The following is a 19,407-nucleotide window of genomic DNA, read 5'->3' as shown; positions in this document are numbered from 1 at the left end:
TCGCTAACCGATGAATTTGCTGAAACGTTACGCTGTGCCCGTCGCCTGCGCGGCGGCTGTCCTCGCATTGGCGGCCTGCTCGTCGTCGAAGGACGCGCGCCGCGTGCCGACGCCGCTCACCGAGTTCAAGCCCGTCATGGACGTGCAACAGGTCTGGAAGGCGAGCGTCGGCAAGGGCGGGCGCTACCTGTTCTCGCCGGTGGCCGTGGGCGACGCCGTCTATGCGGCGGGCGAAAACGGTTCGGTCGAGAAGATCGACGCGAAGACGGGCCAGACGATCTGGCGCTCGAAGGTCGACTCCGACCTGTCGGCCGGTGTCGGCAGCGACGGCAACCTGACCGCGGTCGGCGCGCTGAAGGGCGGCGTGTTCGTGCTGGGCCCGGACGGCAAGCAACTGTGGAAGACCAGCGTGCAGGGCGAGATCTTCTCGCCGCCGCTCGTCGGCAACGGCCTCGTGGTTGTCCGCACGATTGACGGCCAGGTGATCGCGTTCAACGCGCAGACGGGCGAGCAGAAGTGGAACTACCGCAACCGCGCGGTACCGCTGAACCTGCGCGTGTCGGCCGGCATGACGTTCGCGGGCGACGCGGCGGTGCTGGCGGGCTTCCCCGGCGGTGGCCTCGTCGCGATCAACCTGCAGTCGGGCGATCCGTTCTGGCAAACGCCCGTGTCGTTCCCGAAAGGGGTGACCGAGGTCGAGCGCATCAACGACGTCAGCGGCCCGCCGACACTCGTGGGCGCGGAAGCCTGCGCGGTGACGTTCCAGGGTCAGCTCGGCTGCTTCGATGCGAACTCGGGCCGCCCGCTGTGGGAAAAGGCGTTCTCGAGCCGCAGCGGTCTTGCGCAGGACGATTCGGTTGTCGCAGGCGGCGACGACTGGTCGGTCGTGACGGCGTACGACGCGGCCTCCGGCAACCAGCTCTGGCGCAACGACAAGCTGAAGAGCCGTGACGTCGGCGTGCCGTATCTGCTCGGGCATGCGGTCGTGATGGGCGATTACCAGGGCTTCGTGCATTTCCTGTCGCGCGAAGACGGCAGCTTCATCGCCCGGATGAAGACCGACGGCAGCGCGATCACGGCGGCGCCGGTCCTCGCGGGCAATACGCTCGTCGTGCAGACGAAGGACGGCGGCCTGTACGGGTTCCGTCCGCGCTGACGAGCAGGAAACCTGCGCGGCCGTGGCGCGGCGGGCTTGTCCCGCGCGCCCGGGCCGTGCGATTTGAAGGCGGCCGGTGTTCCCGGCCGCTCGGTATTTGAAAGGCAGTTCGAGACGAAAGACGACGGCGCGCAACGTGCGCCCGGCGCGCGCATCCGGCGCTGCGCGAATTCGTGATATTTTCATTCAGCGCAGCCGCCCGCAGCAGCGGGCCTCCCGCTGCTGCGCTTCACCGTAGAAAACACAGATGAAACCGGTCATTGCCCTCGTTGGGCGCCCCAATGTGGGGAAATCCACGCTGTTCAACCGGCTCACGCGTTCGCGCGATGCGCTGGTCGCCGACTTGCCGGGCCTGACACGCGATCGCCATTACGGCGAGGGGCGGACGGGCGAGCGGCCGTACCTGGTCGTCGATACGGGCGGCTTCGAGCCCGTCGCGAAGGACGGCATCCTGCACGAGATGGCGCGCCAGACGCGCCAGGCCGTCGAGGAAGCCGACGTCGTCGTGTTCATTGTCGATGGCCGCAACGGGCTCGCGCCGCAGGACAAGTCGATCGCCGACTACCTGCGCAAGACCGGCCGGCCGATCTTCCTGGTCGTCAACAAGGCCGAGGGGATGAAGTACACGTCGGTTGCGTCCGAGTTCTACGAACTCGGGCTCGGCGACCCGCGCGCGATCTCGGCCGCGCACGGCGACGGCGTGACCGACATGATCAACGAGGCGCTGGAGGTCGCGTACGCGGACCGTCCGGCGGAAGAGGACGAGAACGACCCGTCGCGCGGCATCAAGATCGCGATCGTCGGCCGCCCGAACGTCGGCAAGTCGACGCTCGTGAACGCGCTGATCGGCGAGGACCGCGTGATCGCGTTCGACATGCCGGGCACGACGCGCGATTCGATCTACGTCGACTTCGAGCGTAACGGCAAGAAATATACGTTGATCGACACGGCCGGCCTGCGGCGCCGCGGCAAGGTGTTCGAAGCGATCGAGAAGTTCTCGGTCGTGAAGACGCTGCAGTCGATCTCGGATGCGAACGTCGTCATTCTTCTGCTGGATGCGCAGCAGGACATCTCCGATCAGGACGCGCACATCGCCGGCTTCGTCGTCGAGCAGGGCCGCGCGCTCGTGATCGGCGTCAACAAGTGGGACGGGCTTGACGACCACGCGCGCGATCGTGCGAAAGCGGATTTGACCCGCAAGCTGAAATTCCTCGACTTCGCGAAATCGCACTTCATTTCGGCGACGAAGAAGACGGGCATCGGCACGCTGATGCGCTCGGTCGACGACGCGTACGCGGCGGCGATGGCGAAGCTGCCGACGCCGAAGCTCACGCGCGCGCTGATCGAGGCTGTCGAGTTCCAGCAGCCGCGCCGTCGCGGCCCGGTGCGTCCGAAGCTGCGCTACGCGCACCAGGGCGGCCAGAATCCGCCGATCATCGTCATCCACGGTAACGCGCTCGACGCGGTGACGGAAACGTACAAGCGCTACCTGGAAAACCGGTTCCGCGAAACTTTCTCACTGATCGGGACTCCATTGCGCATAGAGTTCCGTTCGTCGAACAACCCGTACGCGGACAAGGGCTGAAGCACGCCCCGCAAGGGATAGGCCGCAAGGCCTACGCCCCGGGCGGGGCAGGCAAAATCGGCTATAGTGTAGCGATTGGCGCCGGATCTCTTTTTCTTCGCCGCCAATCCAGATCAACCTGCAAAAAAAGATGGAGTACGCCATGAGCAACAAAGGGCAATTGTTACAAGACCCGTTTTTGAACGCACTGCGCAAAGAGCACGTTCCCGTTTCGATCTACCTCGTCAATGGCATCAAGCTCCAAGGGAACATTGAATCGTTCGACCAGTACGTCGTGTTGCTCCGTAATACAGTGACCCAGATGGTTTACAAGCACGCCATCTCGACGGTCGTGCCGGCGCGCCCGGTGAATTTCCACCCGGACGCGGAAGCTACGTCCTAACCTATCGCAGCGGCCGGCATCCGGTCGCCGCGAGCGACCGATGCCAGCCGCCTTATCTTGACACCTGATAATTTGATCAACGCAGCGCTCGTCGGCATCGATTTCGGCAAGACCGATTTCGAAGCCAGTCTCGAAGAACTCAGTCTTCTCGCCTCCAGCGCGGGGGCCCATCCCGCCGTCACCCTCACGGGTCGTCGCTCCAGTCCCGATGCCGCGATGTTCATCGGCAGCGGCAAAGCCGAAGAACTGCGGCTTGCCTGCGACGCGCACAACGCCGAACTCGTCATCTTCAACCACGCACTGGCGCCGGCCCAGCAACGCAATCTGGAGCGGGCACTTAACAGGCGTGTGATCGATCGCACGAGCCTCATCCTCGACATCTTCGCGCAGCGTGCCCGCAGCCACGAAGGCAAGCTGCAGGTCGAACTCGCGCAGCTTCAATACCTGTCGACGCGACTCATTCGCGCATGGACCCACCTCGAGCGGCAAAAGGGCGGTATTGGCCTGCGCGGTCCTGGCGAAACCCAGCTCGAAACCGACCGCCGACTGATCGGCGAGCGGATCAAGATGCTGAAGTCGCGGCTCGACCGGCTGCGCCGGCAACACAGCACGCAACGCCGGCAGCGCGCGCGCAGCGGCACGATGTCGGTGTCGCTCGTCGGCTATACGAACGCGGGCAAGTCGACGCTGTTCAATGCGTTGACGAAGGCGCAGGCATATGCGGCCGACCAGCTGTTCGCGACGCTCGATACGACGTCGCGGCGCGTGTACCTTGGTGACGAGGTCGGCCAGATCGTCGTGTCGGATACCGTCGGGTTCATCCGTGAACTGCCTCACCAGCTCGTCGCTGCGTTCCGCGCGACCCTCGAGGAAACGATCCACGCGGATCTGCTGCTGCACGTGGTCGATGCGTCGAGTGCAGTGCGGCTCGAACAGATCGAGCAGGTCAACGGCGTGTTGCACGAGATCGGCGCGGACACGATCCGGCAGGTGCTGGTCTTCAACAAGATCGACGCCGTGCCTGAGCTGGCGGCCCGCGGCGACGCGGTTGAGCGGGACGAGTATGGTAATATTTCGCGCGTCTTTTTGAGCGCACGCACCGGTCAGGGTCTTGACGCGTTGCGTGCCGCCATCGCCGAAATCGCCTCCGCGGAACACCTGTCCGGCGCGATGCCGCTCGACGGCGCGTCCGCTGAACCACACGAAGACCACACGATTTCCGAACACGGGCGCTAACCGGTCCCGGCCGGTACGCCGGCGTCTAATCTGGTGAACAAACTCTGGTGAACGAATACAACGAGCGGAGTACCTGGCGGCGGATGCGCGCCTTGCTGTCGATCAACGATCCCCGCTGGGGACGCGGCGAAAGCAATGGCAAAGACGGATCCCGCCCCCGTGCGAACGAATCGAAGCGCCCGCAAAGCGGCGACGGTGATGGTCCGCCCGATCTCGACGAGATGTGGCGCAACTTCAACCGGCGCCTGAGCGGCCTTTTCGGCGGCAAGGGCGGCAACGGCTTCCGTCCCGACAACGGGCGGGCCGCGCGGGTCGGCGTCGGCATCGTGATCGGCGTGCTGGTCGCAGTCTATGCGGGCAGCGGGCTGTTCGTCGTGCAGGAAGGCCAGACCGGCGTCGTGCTGCAGCTCGGCAAGCTGTCGGGCACGGTCGGGCAGGGCGTGCACTGGCGCGCGCCGTATCCGTTCGCGTCGCACGAGATCGTCGATACGTCGCAGGTCCGTTCGATCGAGATCGGCCGCAACAACGTCGTGCGTCTCGCGAACGTGAAGGAAGCGGCGATGCTGACGCGCGATGCCGACATCGTCGACGTGCGCTTCATCGTCCAGTACCGCATCCGTTCCGCGACCGATTACCTGTTCCGCAGCGTCGACCCGGAGCGCAGCGTATCGCAGGCCGCACAGGCCGCGGTGCGCGCGATCGTCGGCACGCGCAGCGCGGCCGACGTGCTGAGCCAGGACCGCGACGCGCTGCGTGAGCAGCTTTCCGCCGCGATCCAGCGCGATCTCGACCGCTATCAGTCGGGGCTCGAGGTGACGGCCGTCACGATGCAAAGCGTTGCGGCGCCCGAACAGACGCAGGCCGCCTACGCCGAAGTCGCGAAGGCGCGCGACGAGCGCGAGGCCGCGAAGCGCGCCGCGCAGGCGTACGCAAACGACCTGCTGCCGAAGGCGCAGGGCGATGCCGCGAAGCTCGTCGACGAAGCGAAGGCGTATGCCGATCGCGTGGTCACGGAAGCCGACGGCGATGCCGACCGCTTCAAGCAGGTCTACGCGCAATACTCGAAGGCGCCTGCAGTGATCCGCGAGCGGATGTACCTCGAGACGATGCAGGAAATCTATTCGAACGCGACGAAGGTGTTCGTCGGCAACAAGGGCGGCAATAGCGTCGTGTATCTGCCGCTCGACAAGCTCGTCGAGCAGGGGCGGCAAAACGCCGCGGCGTCCACCGGCGCATCCGCGCCCGATGCGGCGTCGGCACCGGCGGCTGTCGCGCCGGCAGCTGCCGCATCCGCGAGCGCGGCACCGGCCGCCGCAGCGTCGGGCAGTGACGTGCTGCGATCGCGCGAAGCGTTTCGCAGCCGGTCGCGCGAAGACGATCTGAAGTAACGGGAGCGCAGAACATGAACCGAATCATTGCGCTCGTCGTCGCAATCGTGATCGTTGCCTTTGCGGCGTCCTCGACGGTCCTCACCGTCGATCCACGCCATGCGGCCGTGCTGTCGGGCCGCGACGGCGCGCAGCCCGAACTCGCGGGCCCCGGCATCCATTTCAAACTGCCGCCGCCGCTGCAGACGGCCACGCTGATCGATACGCGCCTGCAATCGCTCGAGTCGTCCGATCCGCTGCAACTGGCCACGGAAGACAAGCACGACCTGCTCGTCGCGTATGCGGTGAAATACCGGATCAGCGATCCGATGAAGTATTTCACGGCGACGGGCGGCGATCCGGCGGCGGCCACCGAACGCCTGGCTGGCGTGTTGAAGAGCGCACTCGGCGACGCGTTCGGCAAGCGCGCGCTCGACGACGCGCTCGGCGGCCAGCGCGCGATCGCCGATGCGGCCCGCGACGCGGCGAAGGAGAAGGCATCCGGTTTCGGCGTCGACGTGGTCGACGTCCAGTTGACGCGCGTGGACCTGCCGGCTGCGCAGACGGACGCGGTCTATCAGCGGATGATCGGCGCGCTGCGCGATCAGGCGGCGCAGGTGCGTGCGGAAGGCGCGGCCGACGTCGAGCAGATCAAGGCCGACGCCGAACGCGAACAGCAGGCCGTGCTCGCGAACGCGTACAAGTCCGCGCAGACGATCAAGGGCGAGGGTGACGCGAAGGCCGCGTCGATTGCCGCCGATGCCTTCGGCCGCGATCCGCAGTTCTATCAGTTCTACGCGAGCCTGCAGGCCTACCGGAATACGTTCAAGCGCAACGACATCATCGTCGTCGATCCCGACAGCGAGTTCTTCCGCTTCATGCGCAGCCCGACGGGCGGTGCCGCACCGGCGGCGCCTGCTCCCCGCAAACATTGACCTTGGGGCGCCGCGTCGAGCGGCGCCGTCGCTCGCATGGACCTGGCTGGCTCGTTGTTGCTCGCAGTAGCGCTGATGCTGATTATCGAGGGGGCGTTCCCTTTCGTGTTTCCCGTCGCCTGGCGCGACACGTTTCGTAGAATAGCTGAGCGGCCGCCGCATCATATCCGGATCGGCGGGCTGATCGTGATGGCGCTCGGGCTCGTGCTGCTGCTGCTCGCCACTTGATCCGGACGGCGCATCCGCCGTTCGTCCCGCCCGATTCCGAATTTCCGATTCATCTCGCGGCGCGCGTGTCGCGCGCTGTTTCCCGTCGTAGGACCGTACCGATGTCGACCTGGTTACTTCCCGAGAATATCGCCGATGTACTGCCGTCGGAAGCGCGCAAGATCGAAGAGCTGCGTCGCAGGCTGCTCGACCGCTTCCGTTCGTACGGCTACGAAATGGTGATGCCGCCGCTGCTCGAGTATCTCGAGTCGCTGCTGACGAGCGGCGGCGCCGATCTGCGCCTGCGCACCTTCAAGCTGGTCGACCAGCTGTCGGGTCGCACGCTCGGCCTGCGCGCCGACATCACGCCGCAGGTCGCGCGGATCGACGCGCACCTGCTGAACCGCCAGGGCGTGACGCGTCTTTGCTATGCGGGCCACGTGATGCATACGCGCCCGCGCGGCCTGCACGCGACGCGCGAGCAGATCCAGATCGGCGCCGAAATCTACGGGCATGCCGGACTGGAAGCCGATCTCGAGATCCAGCAGCTGATGCTCGACGCGCTGCATCTGGCGGGCCTGTCGCGCATCCGTCTCGACCTCGGTCATGCGGGCGTGCTCGCGGCGCTGCTCGCGCGCGACGCGCAGGCCGCCGAGCGCGGCGAGTCGCTGTATGACGCGCTGTCGGGCAAGGACGTGCCGCTCCTGAACGAACTGACCGACGATCTCGGCGCCGATACGCGCGCCGCGCTGCGCGCACTGCCGCACCTTTACGGCGACGCGAGCGTGCTGGCCGAGGCGCGTGCGCGGTTGCCGGTGCTGCCGGAAATCACGCAGGCGCTCGACGATCTGGCGCAGCTCGCCGCACAGGCGAAGGGCGTGGAAGTGGCGATCGACCTGGCCGACCTGCGCGGCTACGCGTACCACAGCGGCGCGATGTTCAGCGCCTACATCGACGGCGTGCCGAACGCGATCGCGCGCGGCGGCCGTTACGACCACGTCGGCCAGGCGTATGGCCGTGCGCGACCGGCAACGGGTTTCTCGCTCGACCTGCGCGAACTTGCCCGGATTTCGCCGATCGAGGCGCGCGGCACCGCGATTCTCGCGCCGTGGGTGCAGGACGACGCGCTGCGCGCGGCCGTCGCGGCGCTGCGCGATGCGGGCGAGGTCGTGATCCAGGCGCTGCCGGGCCACGACCACGTGCTCGACGAGTTTGCATGCGATCGTTCGCTCGTCGAGCGCGATGGTGCATGGGTGGTCGAACCCCGTTAAACAGGCGTTCGCGGGCCGTGCTTCGGCGTGCATATCGTTGAAGCGAAACGGAAAAATTCGGAATCGCCCGCGAACATAGGTAGAATACGTTTTTAACCAGCTAACGAATCAACATGTCTGCCAGCGCAGTGAACGTGACTCCCGGGCGCAATGTCGTCGTCGTGGGAACTCAATGGGGTGATGAAGGCAAGGGCAAGATCGTCGACTGGCTGACGGACCACGCTCAGGGCGTCGTGCGTTTCCAGGGCGGCCACAACGCCGGCCACACCCTCATCATCGGCGGCAAGAAAACGATCTTGCGCCTCATTCCGTCGGGCATCATGCGTGAAGGCGTCGCCTGCTACATCGGCAACGGCGTCGTCCTGTCCCCCGAAGCACTGTTCAAGGAAATCGGCGAGCTTGAAGAAGCCGGCGTGAACGTGCGCGACCGTCTGTTCATTTCCGAAGCCACGACGCTGATCCTGCCGTACCACATCGCGATCGACCAGGCGCGCGAAGCGCGCAAGGGCGCGGGCAAGATCGGCACGACGGGCCGCGGTATCGGCCCCGCGTACGAAGACAAGGTCGGCCGCCGCGCACTGCGCGTGCAGGACCTGTTCGACGCGAAGACATTCGCCGACCGCCTGCGTGAAAACCTCGATTTCCACAACTTCGTGCTGACCCAGTACCTGGGTGGCGCGGCCGTCGACTTCCAGGCCACGCTCGACACGATGCTCGGTTATGCCGATCGCCTGAAGCCGATGGTGGCCGATGTGTCGCGCCGCCTGTACGACGCGAACAACGCGGGCCAGAACCTGCTGTTCGAAGGCGCGCAGGGCACGCTGCTCGACATCGACCACGGCACCTATCCGTTCGTCACGTCGAGCAACTGCGTCGCGGGTGCGGCGTCGGCTGGCGCGGGCGTGGGTCCGCAGAAGCTCAACTACATCCTTGGTATCACGAAGGCGTATTGCACGCGCGTCGGCTCGGGTCCGTTCCCGAGCGAACTGTACGATGCGGACAACCCGCAGCGCCAGGACCAGGTCGGCGTCACGCTCGCGAACGTCGGCAAGGAATTCGGTTCGGTCACCGGCCGTCCGCGCCGCACGGGCTGGCTCGATGCAGCCGCGCTGCGCCGCTCGATCCAGATCAACGGCGTGTCGGGCCTGTGCATGACGAAGCTCGACGTGCTCGACGGTCTCGACGAGGTCAAGCTGTGCGTTGGCTACAAGATCGACGGCAAGGATGCCGACATCCTGCCGCGCGGCGCAGCCGACGTGGCCCGTTGCGAACCCGTGTACGAGACGTTCGCCGGCTGGAAGGAAAGCACGGTGGGCATCAAGACGTGGGACGCACTGCCGGCGAACGCGCGGGCCTACCTGACCCGTGTCCAGGAAGTGGCCGGCGTGCCGGTCGACATGGTGTCGACGGGCCCGGACCGCGACGAAACGATCCTGCTCCGCCATCCGTTCAAGGTGTAACCCCAGATGACGCAGCAAATTTCGATGACGGCGGCAGACTTGATGACCGATCCGCGCAACGACGACAAGAATCTGTGGGTAGGCTGGGACGAGTATCACCGTCTGATCGAGCTCCTCGCGCTCCAGGTGCATGCATCGGGCTGGAAGTTCGACCAGATCCTGTGCCTCGCGCGCGGCGGCCTGCGCGTCGGCGATCAACTGTCGCGTATTTATGACGTGCCGCTCGCGATCCTCGCGACGAGTTCGTACCGCGAGGCGGCCGGCACCGAGCAGGGCGACCTCGACATCGCGCAGTACATCACGATGACGCGCGGCAACCTCGCGGGCAACGTGCTGCTGGTCGACGATCTCGTCGATTCGGGCGTCACGCTCGCGCGCGTGCAGGAGCACCTGAAGGAACGTTATCCGGCCGTGACGGCCGTGCGTTCGGCCGTGCTCTGGTACAAGGGTTGCTCGAAGGTCAAGCCCGACTATCACACGCAGTTCCTGCCGACGAATCCGTGGATTCATCAGCCGTTCGAGGAGTGGGACACGGTTCGTCCGCACAACCTCGAGGCGTGGATCAAGCGCGGTCGCGCGCAGCGCGACGGTTCGGGCGCGTAAGCGGCCGGCCGATTGAAGGAAAGCCTTGTACGGCGCCGCTTGCGGCGCCGTTTTTCATTGGCGCGCCGGGTGCGCCGCGCCACGGGCTCTGCATATCCGGTAGGCAGACGGCGCAGCCCCGGCTATGATGGCAGCCCTGCCACAGCTCGCGCCGGATTGCATGCGCGGCGTGGATCACGTGGCTCCACGGCAACAGAGCAGGGCGGCGTTTCACGGGGGCGCGAGTAGAATAGCGCTCGTTTTGTCCGACCCGGACCCGATTATTACGCTTCATATGAACGACACGATCCACGCGACCGACGCAGCACACGCGCCGCATTCGACGCAACAACACTCGATGCGGGCGCTAGCGATAGCAGCCATCGGCGTCGTGTTCGGCGACATCGGCACCAGCCCGCTGTATTCGCTCAAGGAGGCGTTCAGCCCCGCACACGGCATTCCGCTCACCGAAGGTTCGATTCTCGGCGTGATCTCGCTGCTGTTCTGGGCAATCATCCTGGTGGTCGGCATCAAGTACCTGCTGTTCGTGATGCGGGCTGACAACAACGGCGAAGGCGGCGTGCTCGCGCTGATGGCGCTGTCGCTGCGGCCGCTCGACTCGAAGACCCGCGTCGCGGGTGCGCTGATGGCGCTGGGGATATTCGGCGCGTGCATGTTCTACGGGGACGCGGTGATCACGCCGGCGATCTCGGTCATGTCGGCGGTCGAAGGCCTCGAAATCGCGACGCCGCACCTGTCCCATCTCGTGATGCCGATCACGATCGTGATCCTGATCGCGCTGTTCTGGATCCAGCGTCACGGCACCGCGCTGGTCGGCAAGCTGTTCGGCCCGATCATGGTGCTGTGGTTCATCGTGATCGCGGCGCTAGGCGTGTACCACATCGTGCGCGTGCCGGGCATCATCGCCGCAATCAACCCGTACTACGCGGCGTCGTTCATGGCCGATCACCTGCTGCAGGCCTACGTCGTGCTCGGTTCGGTCGTGCTGGTGCTGACCGGCGCGGAAGCGCTCTACGCGGACATGGGCCACTTCGGCGCCAAGCCGATCCGCCTCGCCGCATACGGGCTCGTGATGCCGTCGCTGGTGCTGAACTACTTCGGCCAGGGCGCGCTGCTGATCCAGAACCCGAAGGCAATCGAAAACCCGTTCTTCCTGCTGGCGCCCGAATGGGGGCTGCTGCCGCTCGTCGTGCTGTCGACCGTCGCGACCGTGATCGCGTCGCAGGCCGTGATCTCGGGGGCGTATTCGCTGACGTCGCAGGCGATCCAGCTCGGTTACGTGCCGCGCATGAAGGTGCTGCATACGTCCGAACTCGCGATCGGCCAGATCTACGTGCCGGTCGTGAACTGGCTGCTGCTGTTCGTGATCCTCTGCATCGTGGTCGGCTTCAAGAGCTCCGACAACCTCGCGGCTGCGTACGGCATCGCGGTGACGGCGACGATGGTGATCACGACCGTGCTCGCGGCCGTCGTGATGGTGAAGGTGTGGAACTGGAACCGCCTGCTGGTCGGCGCGATCATCGCCGTGTTCCTCGTGGTCGATCTCGGCTTCTTCGGCGCGAACCTGCTGAAGGTCGCGCAGGGCGGCTGGCTGCCGCTCGGCATCGGCGCGCTGCTGTTCTTCCTGCTGATGACCTGGTACAAGGGGCGTCACATCGTCAAGGAGCGCACCGCGGCCGACGGCATTCCGCTCGAACCGTTCCTGCAGGGGCTGCTCGCGCATCCGCCGCATCGCGTGTCGGGTACCGCGATCTACCTGACCGGTAACGACAAGCTCGTGCCCGTCAGCCTGCTGCACAACCTGAAGCACAACAAGGTGCTGCACGAGCGGACCATTTTCCTGACGTTCGTCACGCGCGACATTCCTTACGTGCGCGACGACAAGCGCCTGAGCGCGCGTGATGCGGGCGGCGGGCTGTACATCGTCACGGCCGAGTACGGCTTCAACGAGACACCGGACGTGAAGGCCGTGCTCGAGGAATTCGGCCGTACGCACGACATGATGTTCGAGCTGATGGACACGTCGTTCTTCCTCGCACGTGAAACGGTCGTGCCGACGCATCTGCCGGGAATGTCGATCTGGCGCGAGCGCGTGTTCGCGTGGATGCACCAGAACGCCGCGAAGCCGACCGACTTCTTCTCGATTCCGGCCAACCGCGTCGTCGAGCTCGGCACCAAGATCGAGATCTGACCGGGCGCGGCGCGCGGGCCGTCTGGCCGCGCGCCGCGTCTGTCGACCGCTCGAACCGGCCGCGATCGTTCGCATCGCCGGTCGTAATCGCAAACGCAGCCGCATGGCGCTGCGTATTCCGCACTAGCCAATCCGATCCGGTAACCGATTGCGTGTCCGCCGCCGCAATGAAAAAGCCCGCCTTTCGGCGGGCTTTTCGTGCGTCGACGGTTTTCGCGTGCTCAGCGCTTCAGCTTCGCGAATGCCGCGGCCATCGCGCCGGCCGGTTCCGGCTCGCGCGAGCGCGGCGGGCGTGCGGCGCCGCGTCCGGCATTGCCGCGATCCTGGCTGCCGCCGCGCGCCGACATGCCGGGCGCTGCCGCGTCGTCGTCGAGGCGCATCGTCAGCGCAATGCGCTGACGCTTCACGTCGACGTCGATCACCTTGACCTTGACGACCTGACCGGCCTTCACGACTTCGTGCGGGTCCTTGATGAACTTCGTCGACATCGCCGACACGTGGACGAGGCCGTCCTGGTGGACGCCGATATCCACGAACGCGCCAAATGCGGCAACGTTCGTCACGACCCCTTCGAGTGTCATGCCCGGCACGAGATCCGACACTTTCTCGACGCCTTCGCGGAACGTCGCGGTCTTGAATTCCGGACGCGGATCACGGCCGGGCTTCTCCAGTTCCGACAGGATGTCGCGTACGGTCGGCAGGCCGAAACGTTCGTCGACAAATTCCGTCGGGGACAGGCCCGACAGCGCGTCACGGTTACCGAGCACGTCGTCGATGCGCTTGTTGATCTTCGCGAGCATCCGTTCGACGACCGGATAGGCTTCCGGGTGCACCGACGAGCGGTCGAGCGGATTCTCGCCGCCGTTGATGCGCAGGAAGCCGGCAGCCTGTTCGAACGTCTTGTCGCCGAGGCGCGGCACCTTGCGCAGGTGTTCGCGCGACGGGAACGGGCCGTTTGCATCGCGGTAATCGACGATGTTGCGCGCCAGCGTCGCGTTCAGGCCCGATACGCGCGCGAGCAGCGGGGCCGATGCCGTGTTCGCGTCGACACCGACCGCGTTCACGCAATCCTCGACGACCGCGTCGAGCGAGCGGGCGAGTTCGCGCTGGTTCACGTCGTGCTGGTACTGGCCGACGCCGATCGCCTTCGGCTCGATCTTCACGAGCTCGGCGAGCGGGTCCTGCAGGCGGCGCGCGATCGACACGGCGCCGCGCAGCGACACGTCCATTTCGGGGAATTCCTTCGCCGCGAGTTCGGACGCCGAGTAGACCGACGCGCCGGCTTCCGACACGACGATCTTCTGCAGGCGCAGCTCGGGGTGTTTCGCGATCAGTTCGCTCGCGAGCTTGTCGGTTTCGCGCGATGCGGTGCCGTTGCCGATGCTGATCAGTTCGGCCTGCGTCTGTGCGGCGATGCGGGCGAGTTTCGCGATCGAGCCATCCCAGTCGCGGCGCGGCTCGTGCGGAAAGATCGTGTCGGTCGCGAGCACCTTGCCGGTGCGGTCGACGACCGCGACCTTCACGCCCGTACGCAGGCCGGGGTCGAGACCGATCACGGCCTTCGGGCCGGCCGGTGCCGCGAGCAGCAGGTCGTTCAGGTTGCGCGCGAACACGCGGATCGCTTCGGCTTCGGCCGTTTCGCGCAGCTGCGTGAGCAGTTCGTTCTCGATATGCGGCTGTACCTTCACGCGCCAGCACCAGCGGCACACGTCCGACAGCCATTTGTCGGCCGGACGATTCTGGTTCGCGATGCCGAAATGGCGCGCGATCATCGCCTCGCCGGGATGCGGCACCTGTGCGTCGAGTTCTTCGCCGAGGCCGAGCTTGACCGTCAGCACGCCCGCGTTGCGCGCGCGGAACAGCGCGAGCGCGCGGTGCGACGGCACGGTCTTGATCGTTTCCGCGTAGTCGTAATAGTCGCGGAATTTCTCGCCTTCCTCGTTTTCCTTGCCCTCGACGACGGCCGACGACACGACGCCCTGGTTGTGCAGGTAGTCGCGCAGCTTGCCGAGCAACTCGGCCGTTTCGCCGAACTGTTCGGACAGGATGTCGCGCGCGCCGTCGAGCGCGGCCTTCACGTCGGCGACGCCCTTGTCGGCGTCGACATACGCGGCCGCCTCGGCCTGCGGGTCGAGCAGCGGATTCGCGAGCAGCGCCTGCGCGAGCGGCTCGAGGCCGGCTTCGCGGGCGATCTGTGCACGCGTGCGGCGCTTCGGCTTGTACGGCAGATAAAGGTCTTCGAGCACCTGCTTGCTGTCGGCCGCGTCGATCGCGGCACGCAGTTCGTCGGTCAGCTTGCCCTGTTCGTCGATGCTCGACAGGATCGTCGCGCGGCGATCCTCGAGTTCGCGCAGATACAGGAGGCGTTCCTCGAGCTGGCGCAATTGCGTGTCGTCCAGGTTGCCGGTCACTTCCTTGCGGTACCGGGCAATGAACGGAACGGTCGAGCCTTCGTCGAGAAGTTGCACGGCCGCCGCGACCTGGCGCGGCTGGACGGACAGTTCGGTGGCGATGCGCTGTACGATCTTGAGTGCTACGGTTTCCGTCATGTCGTGGATGATCTGCCTGCTGAAATCGCGGCGCGGGCCGGCGGGCCCGAAGCGGCGGGCTGCGTGGCGGGCCCGACGGGCCTGAGGCCGCGGGTGAGTGAAGCGGGGCATTTTGCCATAAATGGCGGAGGCTCCAGCCGGGGGTGATAGAATTTGACACATGTCCCGCAGCTTTCCTACGACGTTGCCAACTTCCCGCATTTCTCTCGTCGCGCTCGGCGCAGCGCTCGCCGCGGCTTTGTCTGCCGGGCCTTCCTGCGTGTTCGCGCAGGCCTCGGGCGCAACCGCGCCGGACGCCGTCGCGGCCGCGCCTGCCGCCGCCTCCGTCGCACCGGATTTCGACGCCCGTCAAAAAGTGCTCAATCAACGCTCCGCGGAAAACGATTATCGTTATGCGGTGGCCGAGCACGATTGCTACAGCAAATTCTTCGTCAATCACTGCCTCGGCAAGGCACGCGACCAGATGCGCGACGAGCGGGCGAGCATTCGCCAGGAGCAACTCGCGCTCAACGACGAGCAGCGCGCGGTGCGCGCGCAGCAGCGCGACCAGCAACAGGCGCTGAAGCAGGCACAGAACGCGGCGGAAGCACCGCAGCGCGCGGCGACCGACGCGGCGAACGCGGCTGCGTTCCGCGACAAGCAGGAGCAAAATGCGCTGAAGCAGGCGCAGCGCGGCGCGGAAGGGCCGCAGCGCGCGGCGAGCAAGCAGGCGTACGACCAGAAGCAGGCCGACTTCCAGCACAAGCTCGACCAGGCGCACCAGCAGGCTGCGCAGAAGGCGCAGGAGCGGGCGGACAATGCCGCGCGCTACGAGCAGAAGCAGAAGGAAGCCGTGCAGCACAAGGCCGACGTCGAGCGGCGCCAGCAGGAAGCGGCCGAGAAGGCCAAGCAGCAGCAACAGCAGGGGCAGTAACGTGTTGGATTGATCCGGAATCAGTCTCAAGCGCGTCGGCACGCCAGCCGGTGCGCTGCTTCGATGAGGAGGCAAATATGCAAAACCGTCACACGGAACAGCAGCAGGAATTGCACAACCGTTTGGCTGCATTGCAGGAGCAGCACCAGCAGCTTGCTCGGGAGATCGAGCTGAAGGAAGGACACTCCGACATCGACGACATCACGCTGCACCGGCTGAAGAAGGAAAAGCTGGCGGCCAAAGACAAGATCATTTTGCTGCAATCGCAGCTGGAACCGGATAAGCGCGCCTGAGCGCGGCCTGGCAAGCGCCGGCGCCGCACGGGCGCTGGACACACAGGAACGCTTGCCTTGAATTCTCCGCTTGAAGCCACCCCCGATGCCCGGCGTGACACATCGTCCGCCGGGCGCGTTCGTGCGCCCGAAGGCACTTTCGAACTGAGCCGCAAGCGCGTCGACGAACTCGACACGATCTTCGGCGAAGGCGGGTTGCTGGCACGTGCGCTCGACGGCTATCGGCCGCGTACGTCGCAGATCGAGATGGCGCGTGCGGTTGCGTCCGCGATGGAAGCGTCCGCGCGCCGGATGCCCGAGCCCGAGATCTTCGAAACCCGCAAGCGGCCGGCGCGCCGCCTCGGCGACGGCGACAAGACGGCAGAGCCGGGCGCGGACGCCGCCGCGGCGGCCGAGCCCGACAGCGACTCGGGCGACAACACGCTGATCGTCGAAGCCGGTACGGGTACCGGCAAGACCTATGCGTATCTCGTGCCCGCGATGCTGTGGGGCGGCAAGGTGATCGTGTCGACCGGCACGAAGCACCTGCAGGACCAGTTGTTCCAGCGCGATATCCCGACCGTGCGCAACGCACTCGCGGTGCCGGTGACGGTCGCGATGCTCAAGGGGCGCGCAAACTACCTGTGCCACTACTACCTGCAACGCACGGCCGATAACGGCCGCCTGCCGTCGCGGCAGGACACGGCTTATCTGCAGGAAATCGTCCGCTTCGCGAAGATCACGAAGAGCGGCGACAAGGCCGAACTCGCGAGCGTGCCGGAAACGGCGCCCGTGTGGTCGATGGTCACGTCGACGCGCGACAACTGCCTCGGCCAGGAGTGTCCGCACTACAAGGAATGCTTCGTGATGCAGGCGCGGCGCGAGGCGCAGCAGGCCGACGTCGTCGTCGTCAACCACCACCTGTTCTTCGCGGACATCATGCTGCGCGACACGGGGATGGCCGAGCTGCTGCCGAACGCGAACACGGTCATCTTCGACGAAGCGCACCAGTTGCCCGAGACGGCGACGCTGTTCTTCGGCGAGACGCTGTCGACGACGCAGATTCTCGAGCTCGCACGCGACACGGTGGCCGAAGGCCTGAGCCACGCGCGCGACGCGGTCGAGTGGGTGAAGCTCGGCGGCGATCTCGAACGCGCGGCGCGCGACTTGCGCCTTGCATTCGCGAACGACCAGATCGTACGCATGTCGCTCGCCCAGCTTGGCGACGATCACCCGATGTTCGGTGCGCTCGACGCACTCGATGCCGCGCTCGACGCGCTCGCGTCGGCGCTTGCGAGCCAAGCCGAGCGGGCGGAATCGCTCGGTGCGTGCCTGCGGCGCGCACGCGAGCTGCAGGACCTGCTGGCCGGCTGGGTCGCCCCCGGTGCGGCGGAGGAAGCCGCGAAGGCCGATGCGGCGGCGGCCGGCGACAAGGCGGCATCCGACGGCGATCCGAACGAGAAGGTGCGCTGGGTCGAGGTATTCGCGCATACCGTCCAGCTGCACGAAACGCCGCTGTCGGTCGCGCCGATCTTCGCGAAGCAGCGCGCGGGCGTGCCGCGTGCGTGGGTGTTCACGTCGGCCACGTTGTCGGTGCGCGGCGATTTCACGCACTACGCGGCGCAGATGGGCCTGAGCTCGCGTCGCTCGATGACGCTCGCGAGCCCGTTCGACTACCAGACGCAGGGGCTGCTGTACGTGCCGCGCAACCTGCCGCAACCGTCTTCGCCGGCGTTTACCGATGCCGTATTCGATGCCGCGCTGCCGGCGATCGAGGCGTCCGGCGGCGGCGTGTTCATGCTGTGCACGACGCTGCGCGCGGTCGACCGGATCGCGTCGAAGCTGCGCGACGTGATCGAGTCGCGCGGCTGGAACACGCCGCTGCTCGTACAGGGCGATGCGAGCCGCACCGAGTTGCTCGACCGCTTCCGCGCGTACGGCAACGCGATCCTGGTCGGTAGCCAGAGCTTCTGGGAAGGCGTCGACGTGCGCGGCGACGCGCTGTCGCTCGTCGTGATCGACAAGCTGCCGTTCGCACCGCCGGACGATCCGGTGCTGGCCGCGCGGCTCGACGCGCTGACGAAGAAGGGGCTGAGCCCGTTCGCCGTGCACCAGTTGCCGCAGGCCGTGATTACGCTGAAGCAGGGCGCGGGCCGGCTGATTCGCGCGGAGACGGATCGCGGCGTGCTGATGATCTGCGACACGCGGCTCGTCGACAAGCCCTACGGACGCCGGATCTGGCAGAGCCTGCCGCCGTTCAAGCGGACCCGGGAGATCGCGGTCGTCCAGGATTTCTTCGACGAGCAACGGTCGGACAAGCGCACGTGACGGCGCGCGCGGCGATTGCCGCGCGGGCTTACCTGCGCCGCATGAATGCGGCGCCAATAAAAAACCCGGCTCGATGGCCGGGTTTTTTGTGTGTGCAACGGGCGTTGCGTCGCGCGTTCGTCAGAACTGCCACCACGACTTCTTCGCGCCGGGGCGCGAGTGGCCCGTGACGTACGGGCTGTCGGGGAACGTGCCCGCGAGCACGCGCTTCGTGTCCTCGGCGAGTTGCGGTTGGTCCAGCTTGCCGTACGACAGGATCATGATGTGCAGCGCGTCCTCGATCGCCGGTGCGCCCTTGTAATCCTTGATCGCGAGCTGCGCGCGGTTGATTGCCGCGACGTAGGCGCCGCGCCGGTAGTAGTAGTCGGCCGCGTGCACTTCGTGCGACGCGAGCGCGTTGACGATGTAGCGCATCCGTGCCGCGGCGTCGGGCGCGTACTTGCTCTTCGGGAAGCGGTCGACGACGACCTTGAACGCATCGTACGATTCGCGCAGTGCCTGCGGATCGCGCTCGCTCATGTCCTGGCCGGAGAAGCGGCCGAACAGGCCGAGATCGTCGTTGAAGTGGATCATCCCCTTCAGGTAGTACGCGTACGGGATATCCGGATGATCGGGGTGAAGCTGGATGAATCGGTCGACGGCCTGGTCAGCGGCTGCCGCTTCGTTGTCCTTCCAGTTGCAGTATGCAACGTTGATCTGCGCCTGTTGCGCGAAATGACCAAACGGATCGCGACCTTGCAGCGATTCGAAATATTTCGCGCACTTGCCCCAGTCGCCGCCGGACAGTGCGTCCTGGGCCTCTGAGTATAATTTGTTATTCGACCAGGTAGCCGTCTCGTCCTGCTTCTGCGGCAAGCCGTGGCAGCCGGCGATGAGGGCCGCGGCCGCTACCGCCGCAGCCCGGGCGGCGGCGGTTCTGGCCGTGCGTTTGGTCGAATTCATCATGCTCGCA

At 66.2% G+C, this 19,407-nt stretch carries 16 protein-coding genes; 14 read left to right on the top strand and 2 right to left on the bottom strand.

Annotation, left to right across the window (positions count from 1 at the left end):
• Positions 1-10: 10 nt before the first annotated feature.
• The 11 genes from bamB (at position 11) to H3H55_RS09970 (ending at position 12,393) form a co-directional block, all read left to right on the top strand.
• Entirely contained in the window at positions 11-1,156 is a 1,146-nt protein-coding gene (gene bamB / locus H3H55_RS10020; protein WP_048246911.1) for an outer membrane protein assembly factor BamB, read from the top strand.
• A gap of 247 nt (positions 1,157-1,403) precedes the next feature.
• Complete coding sequence (gene der / locus H3H55_RS10015) at positions 1,404-2,741, top strand: ribosome biogenesis GTPase Der (RefSeq protein WP_048246912.1); 1,338 nt, start codon at positions 1,404-1,406, stop codon at positions 2,739-2,741.
• Positions 2,742-2,883: 142 nt separating this feature from the next.
• Positions 2,884-3,123, top strand: a complete 240-nt coding sequence (gene hfq, locus H3H55_RS10010) for an RNA chaperone Hfq (RefSeq protein WP_047901242.1) — start codon at positions 2,884-2,886, stop codon at positions 3,121-3,123.
• A 72-nt stretch (positions 3,124-3,195) separates the two neighbouring features.
• Complete coding sequence (gene hflX / locus H3H55_RS10005) at positions 3,196-4,359, top strand: GTPase HflX (protein WP_193099478.1); 1,164 nt, start codon at positions 3,196-3,198, stop codon at positions 4,357-4,359.
• A 47-nt stretch (positions 4,360-4,406) separates the two neighbouring features.
• Entirely contained in the window at positions 4,407-5,747 is a 1,341-nt protein-coding gene (hflK, locus tag H3H55_RS10000; RefSeq protein WP_193098503.1) for an FtsH protease activity modulator HflK, read from the top strand.
• Positions 5,748-5,761: 14 nt separating this feature from the next.
• The gene (gene hflC, locus H3H55_RS09995; protein WP_193098502.1) at positions 5,762-6,661 is read left to right on the top strand and encodes a protease modulator HflC; all 900 of its coding nucleotides are present in this window, start codon (positions 5,762-5,764) and stop codon (positions 6,659-6,661) included.
• A gap of 36 nt (positions 6,662-6,697) precedes the next feature.
• The gene (locus H3H55_RS09990; protein ID WP_009687995.1) at positions 6,698-6,889 is read left to right on the top strand and encodes a DUF2065 domain-containing protein; all 192 of its coding nucleotides are present in this window, start codon (positions 6,698-6,700) and stop codon (positions 6,887-6,889) included.
• Between the two features lie 101 nt (positions 6,890-6,990).
• Positions 6,991-8,139: an ATP phosphoribosyltransferase regulatory subunit gene (locus H3H55_RS09985; RefSeq protein ID WP_129512270.1), complete on the top strand. Its 1,149-nt coding sequence runs from the start codon at positions 6,991-6,993 to the stop codon at positions 8,137-8,139.
• 113 nt (positions 8,140-8,252) lie between these two features.
• Positions 8,253-9,599: an adenylosuccinate synthase gene (locus tag H3H55_RS09980; protein ID WP_193098501.1), complete on the top strand. Its 1,347-nt coding sequence runs from the start codon at positions 8,253-8,255 to the stop codon at positions 9,597-9,599.
• Positions 9,600-9,605: 6 nt separating this feature from the next.
• On the top strand, positions 9,606-10,202 hold the full coding sequence (locus tag H3H55_RS09975) for a phosphoribosyltransferase (protein ID WP_048246924.1): 597 nt from the start codon (positions 9,606-9,608) through the stop codon (positions 10,200-10,202).
• Positions 10,203-10,476: 274 nt separating this feature from the next.
• Positions 10,477-12,393 carry a potassium transporter Kup gene (locus H3H55_RS09970; protein ID WP_193098500.1) on the top strand — a complete coding sequence of 639 codons (1,917 nt, stop codon included), beginning with the start codon at positions 10,477-10,479 and terminating at the stop codon, positions 12,391-12,393.
• Between the two features lie 221 nt (positions 12,394-12,614).
• Here the strand turns inward: H3H55_RS09970 and H3H55_RS09965 are convergent, their stop codons facing one another.
• Positions 12,615-14,942, bottom strand: a complete 2,328-nt coding sequence (locus H3H55_RS09965; protein WP_193098499.1) for a Tex family protein — start codon at positions 14,940-14,942, stop codon at positions 12,615-12,617.
• 160 nt (positions 14,943-15,102) lie between these two features.
• Here H3H55_RS09965 and H3H55_RS09960 point away from each other — a divergent pair, with 160 nt between their 5' ends.
• The 3 genes from H3H55_RS09960 (at position 15,103) to H3H55_RS09950 (ending at position 18,455) form a co-directional block, all read left to right on the top strand.
• Positions 15,103-15,855 carry a hypothetical protein gene (locus H3H55_RS09960; RefSeq protein ID WP_193098498.1) on the top strand — a complete coding sequence of 251 codons (753 nt, stop codon included), beginning with the start codon at positions 15,103-15,105 and terminating at the stop codon, positions 15,853-15,855.
• Between the two features lie 77 nt (positions 15,856-15,932).
• On the top strand, positions 15,933-16,148 hold the full coding sequence (locus tag H3H55_RS09955) for a YdcH family protein (protein ID WP_006478692.1): 216 nt from the start codon (positions 15,933-15,935) through the stop codon (positions 16,146-16,148).
• Positions 16,149-16,205: 57 nt separating this feature from the next.
• Positions 16,206-18,455, top strand: coding sequence for an ATP-dependent DNA helicase (locus tag H3H55_RS09950; protein ID WP_129512265.1), 2,250 nt, complete (start codon positions 16,206-16,208; stop codon positions 18,453-18,455).
• Between the two features lie 120 nt (positions 18,456-18,575).
• Here H3H55_RS09950 and H3H55_RS09945 read toward each other — a convergent pair whose 3' ends face one another.
• Complete coding sequence (locus tag H3H55_RS09945) at positions 18,576-19,400, bottom strand: outer membrane protein assembly factor BamD (protein ID WP_129512264.1); 825 nt, start codon at positions 19,398-19,400, stop codon at positions 18,576-18,578.
• Positions 19,401-19,407 lie beyond the last annotated feature (7 nt).

Origin of the sequence: Burkholderia sp. Z1 (assembly GCF_014893795.1) — a bacterium.
GTDB lineage: Bacteria > Pseudomonadota > Gammaproteobacteria > Burkholderiales > Burkholderiaceae > Burkholderia > Burkholderia theae.
Note: the sequence above shows the minus strand (reverse complement) of the source record. Positions and strands in the feature narration are given on the sequence as shown.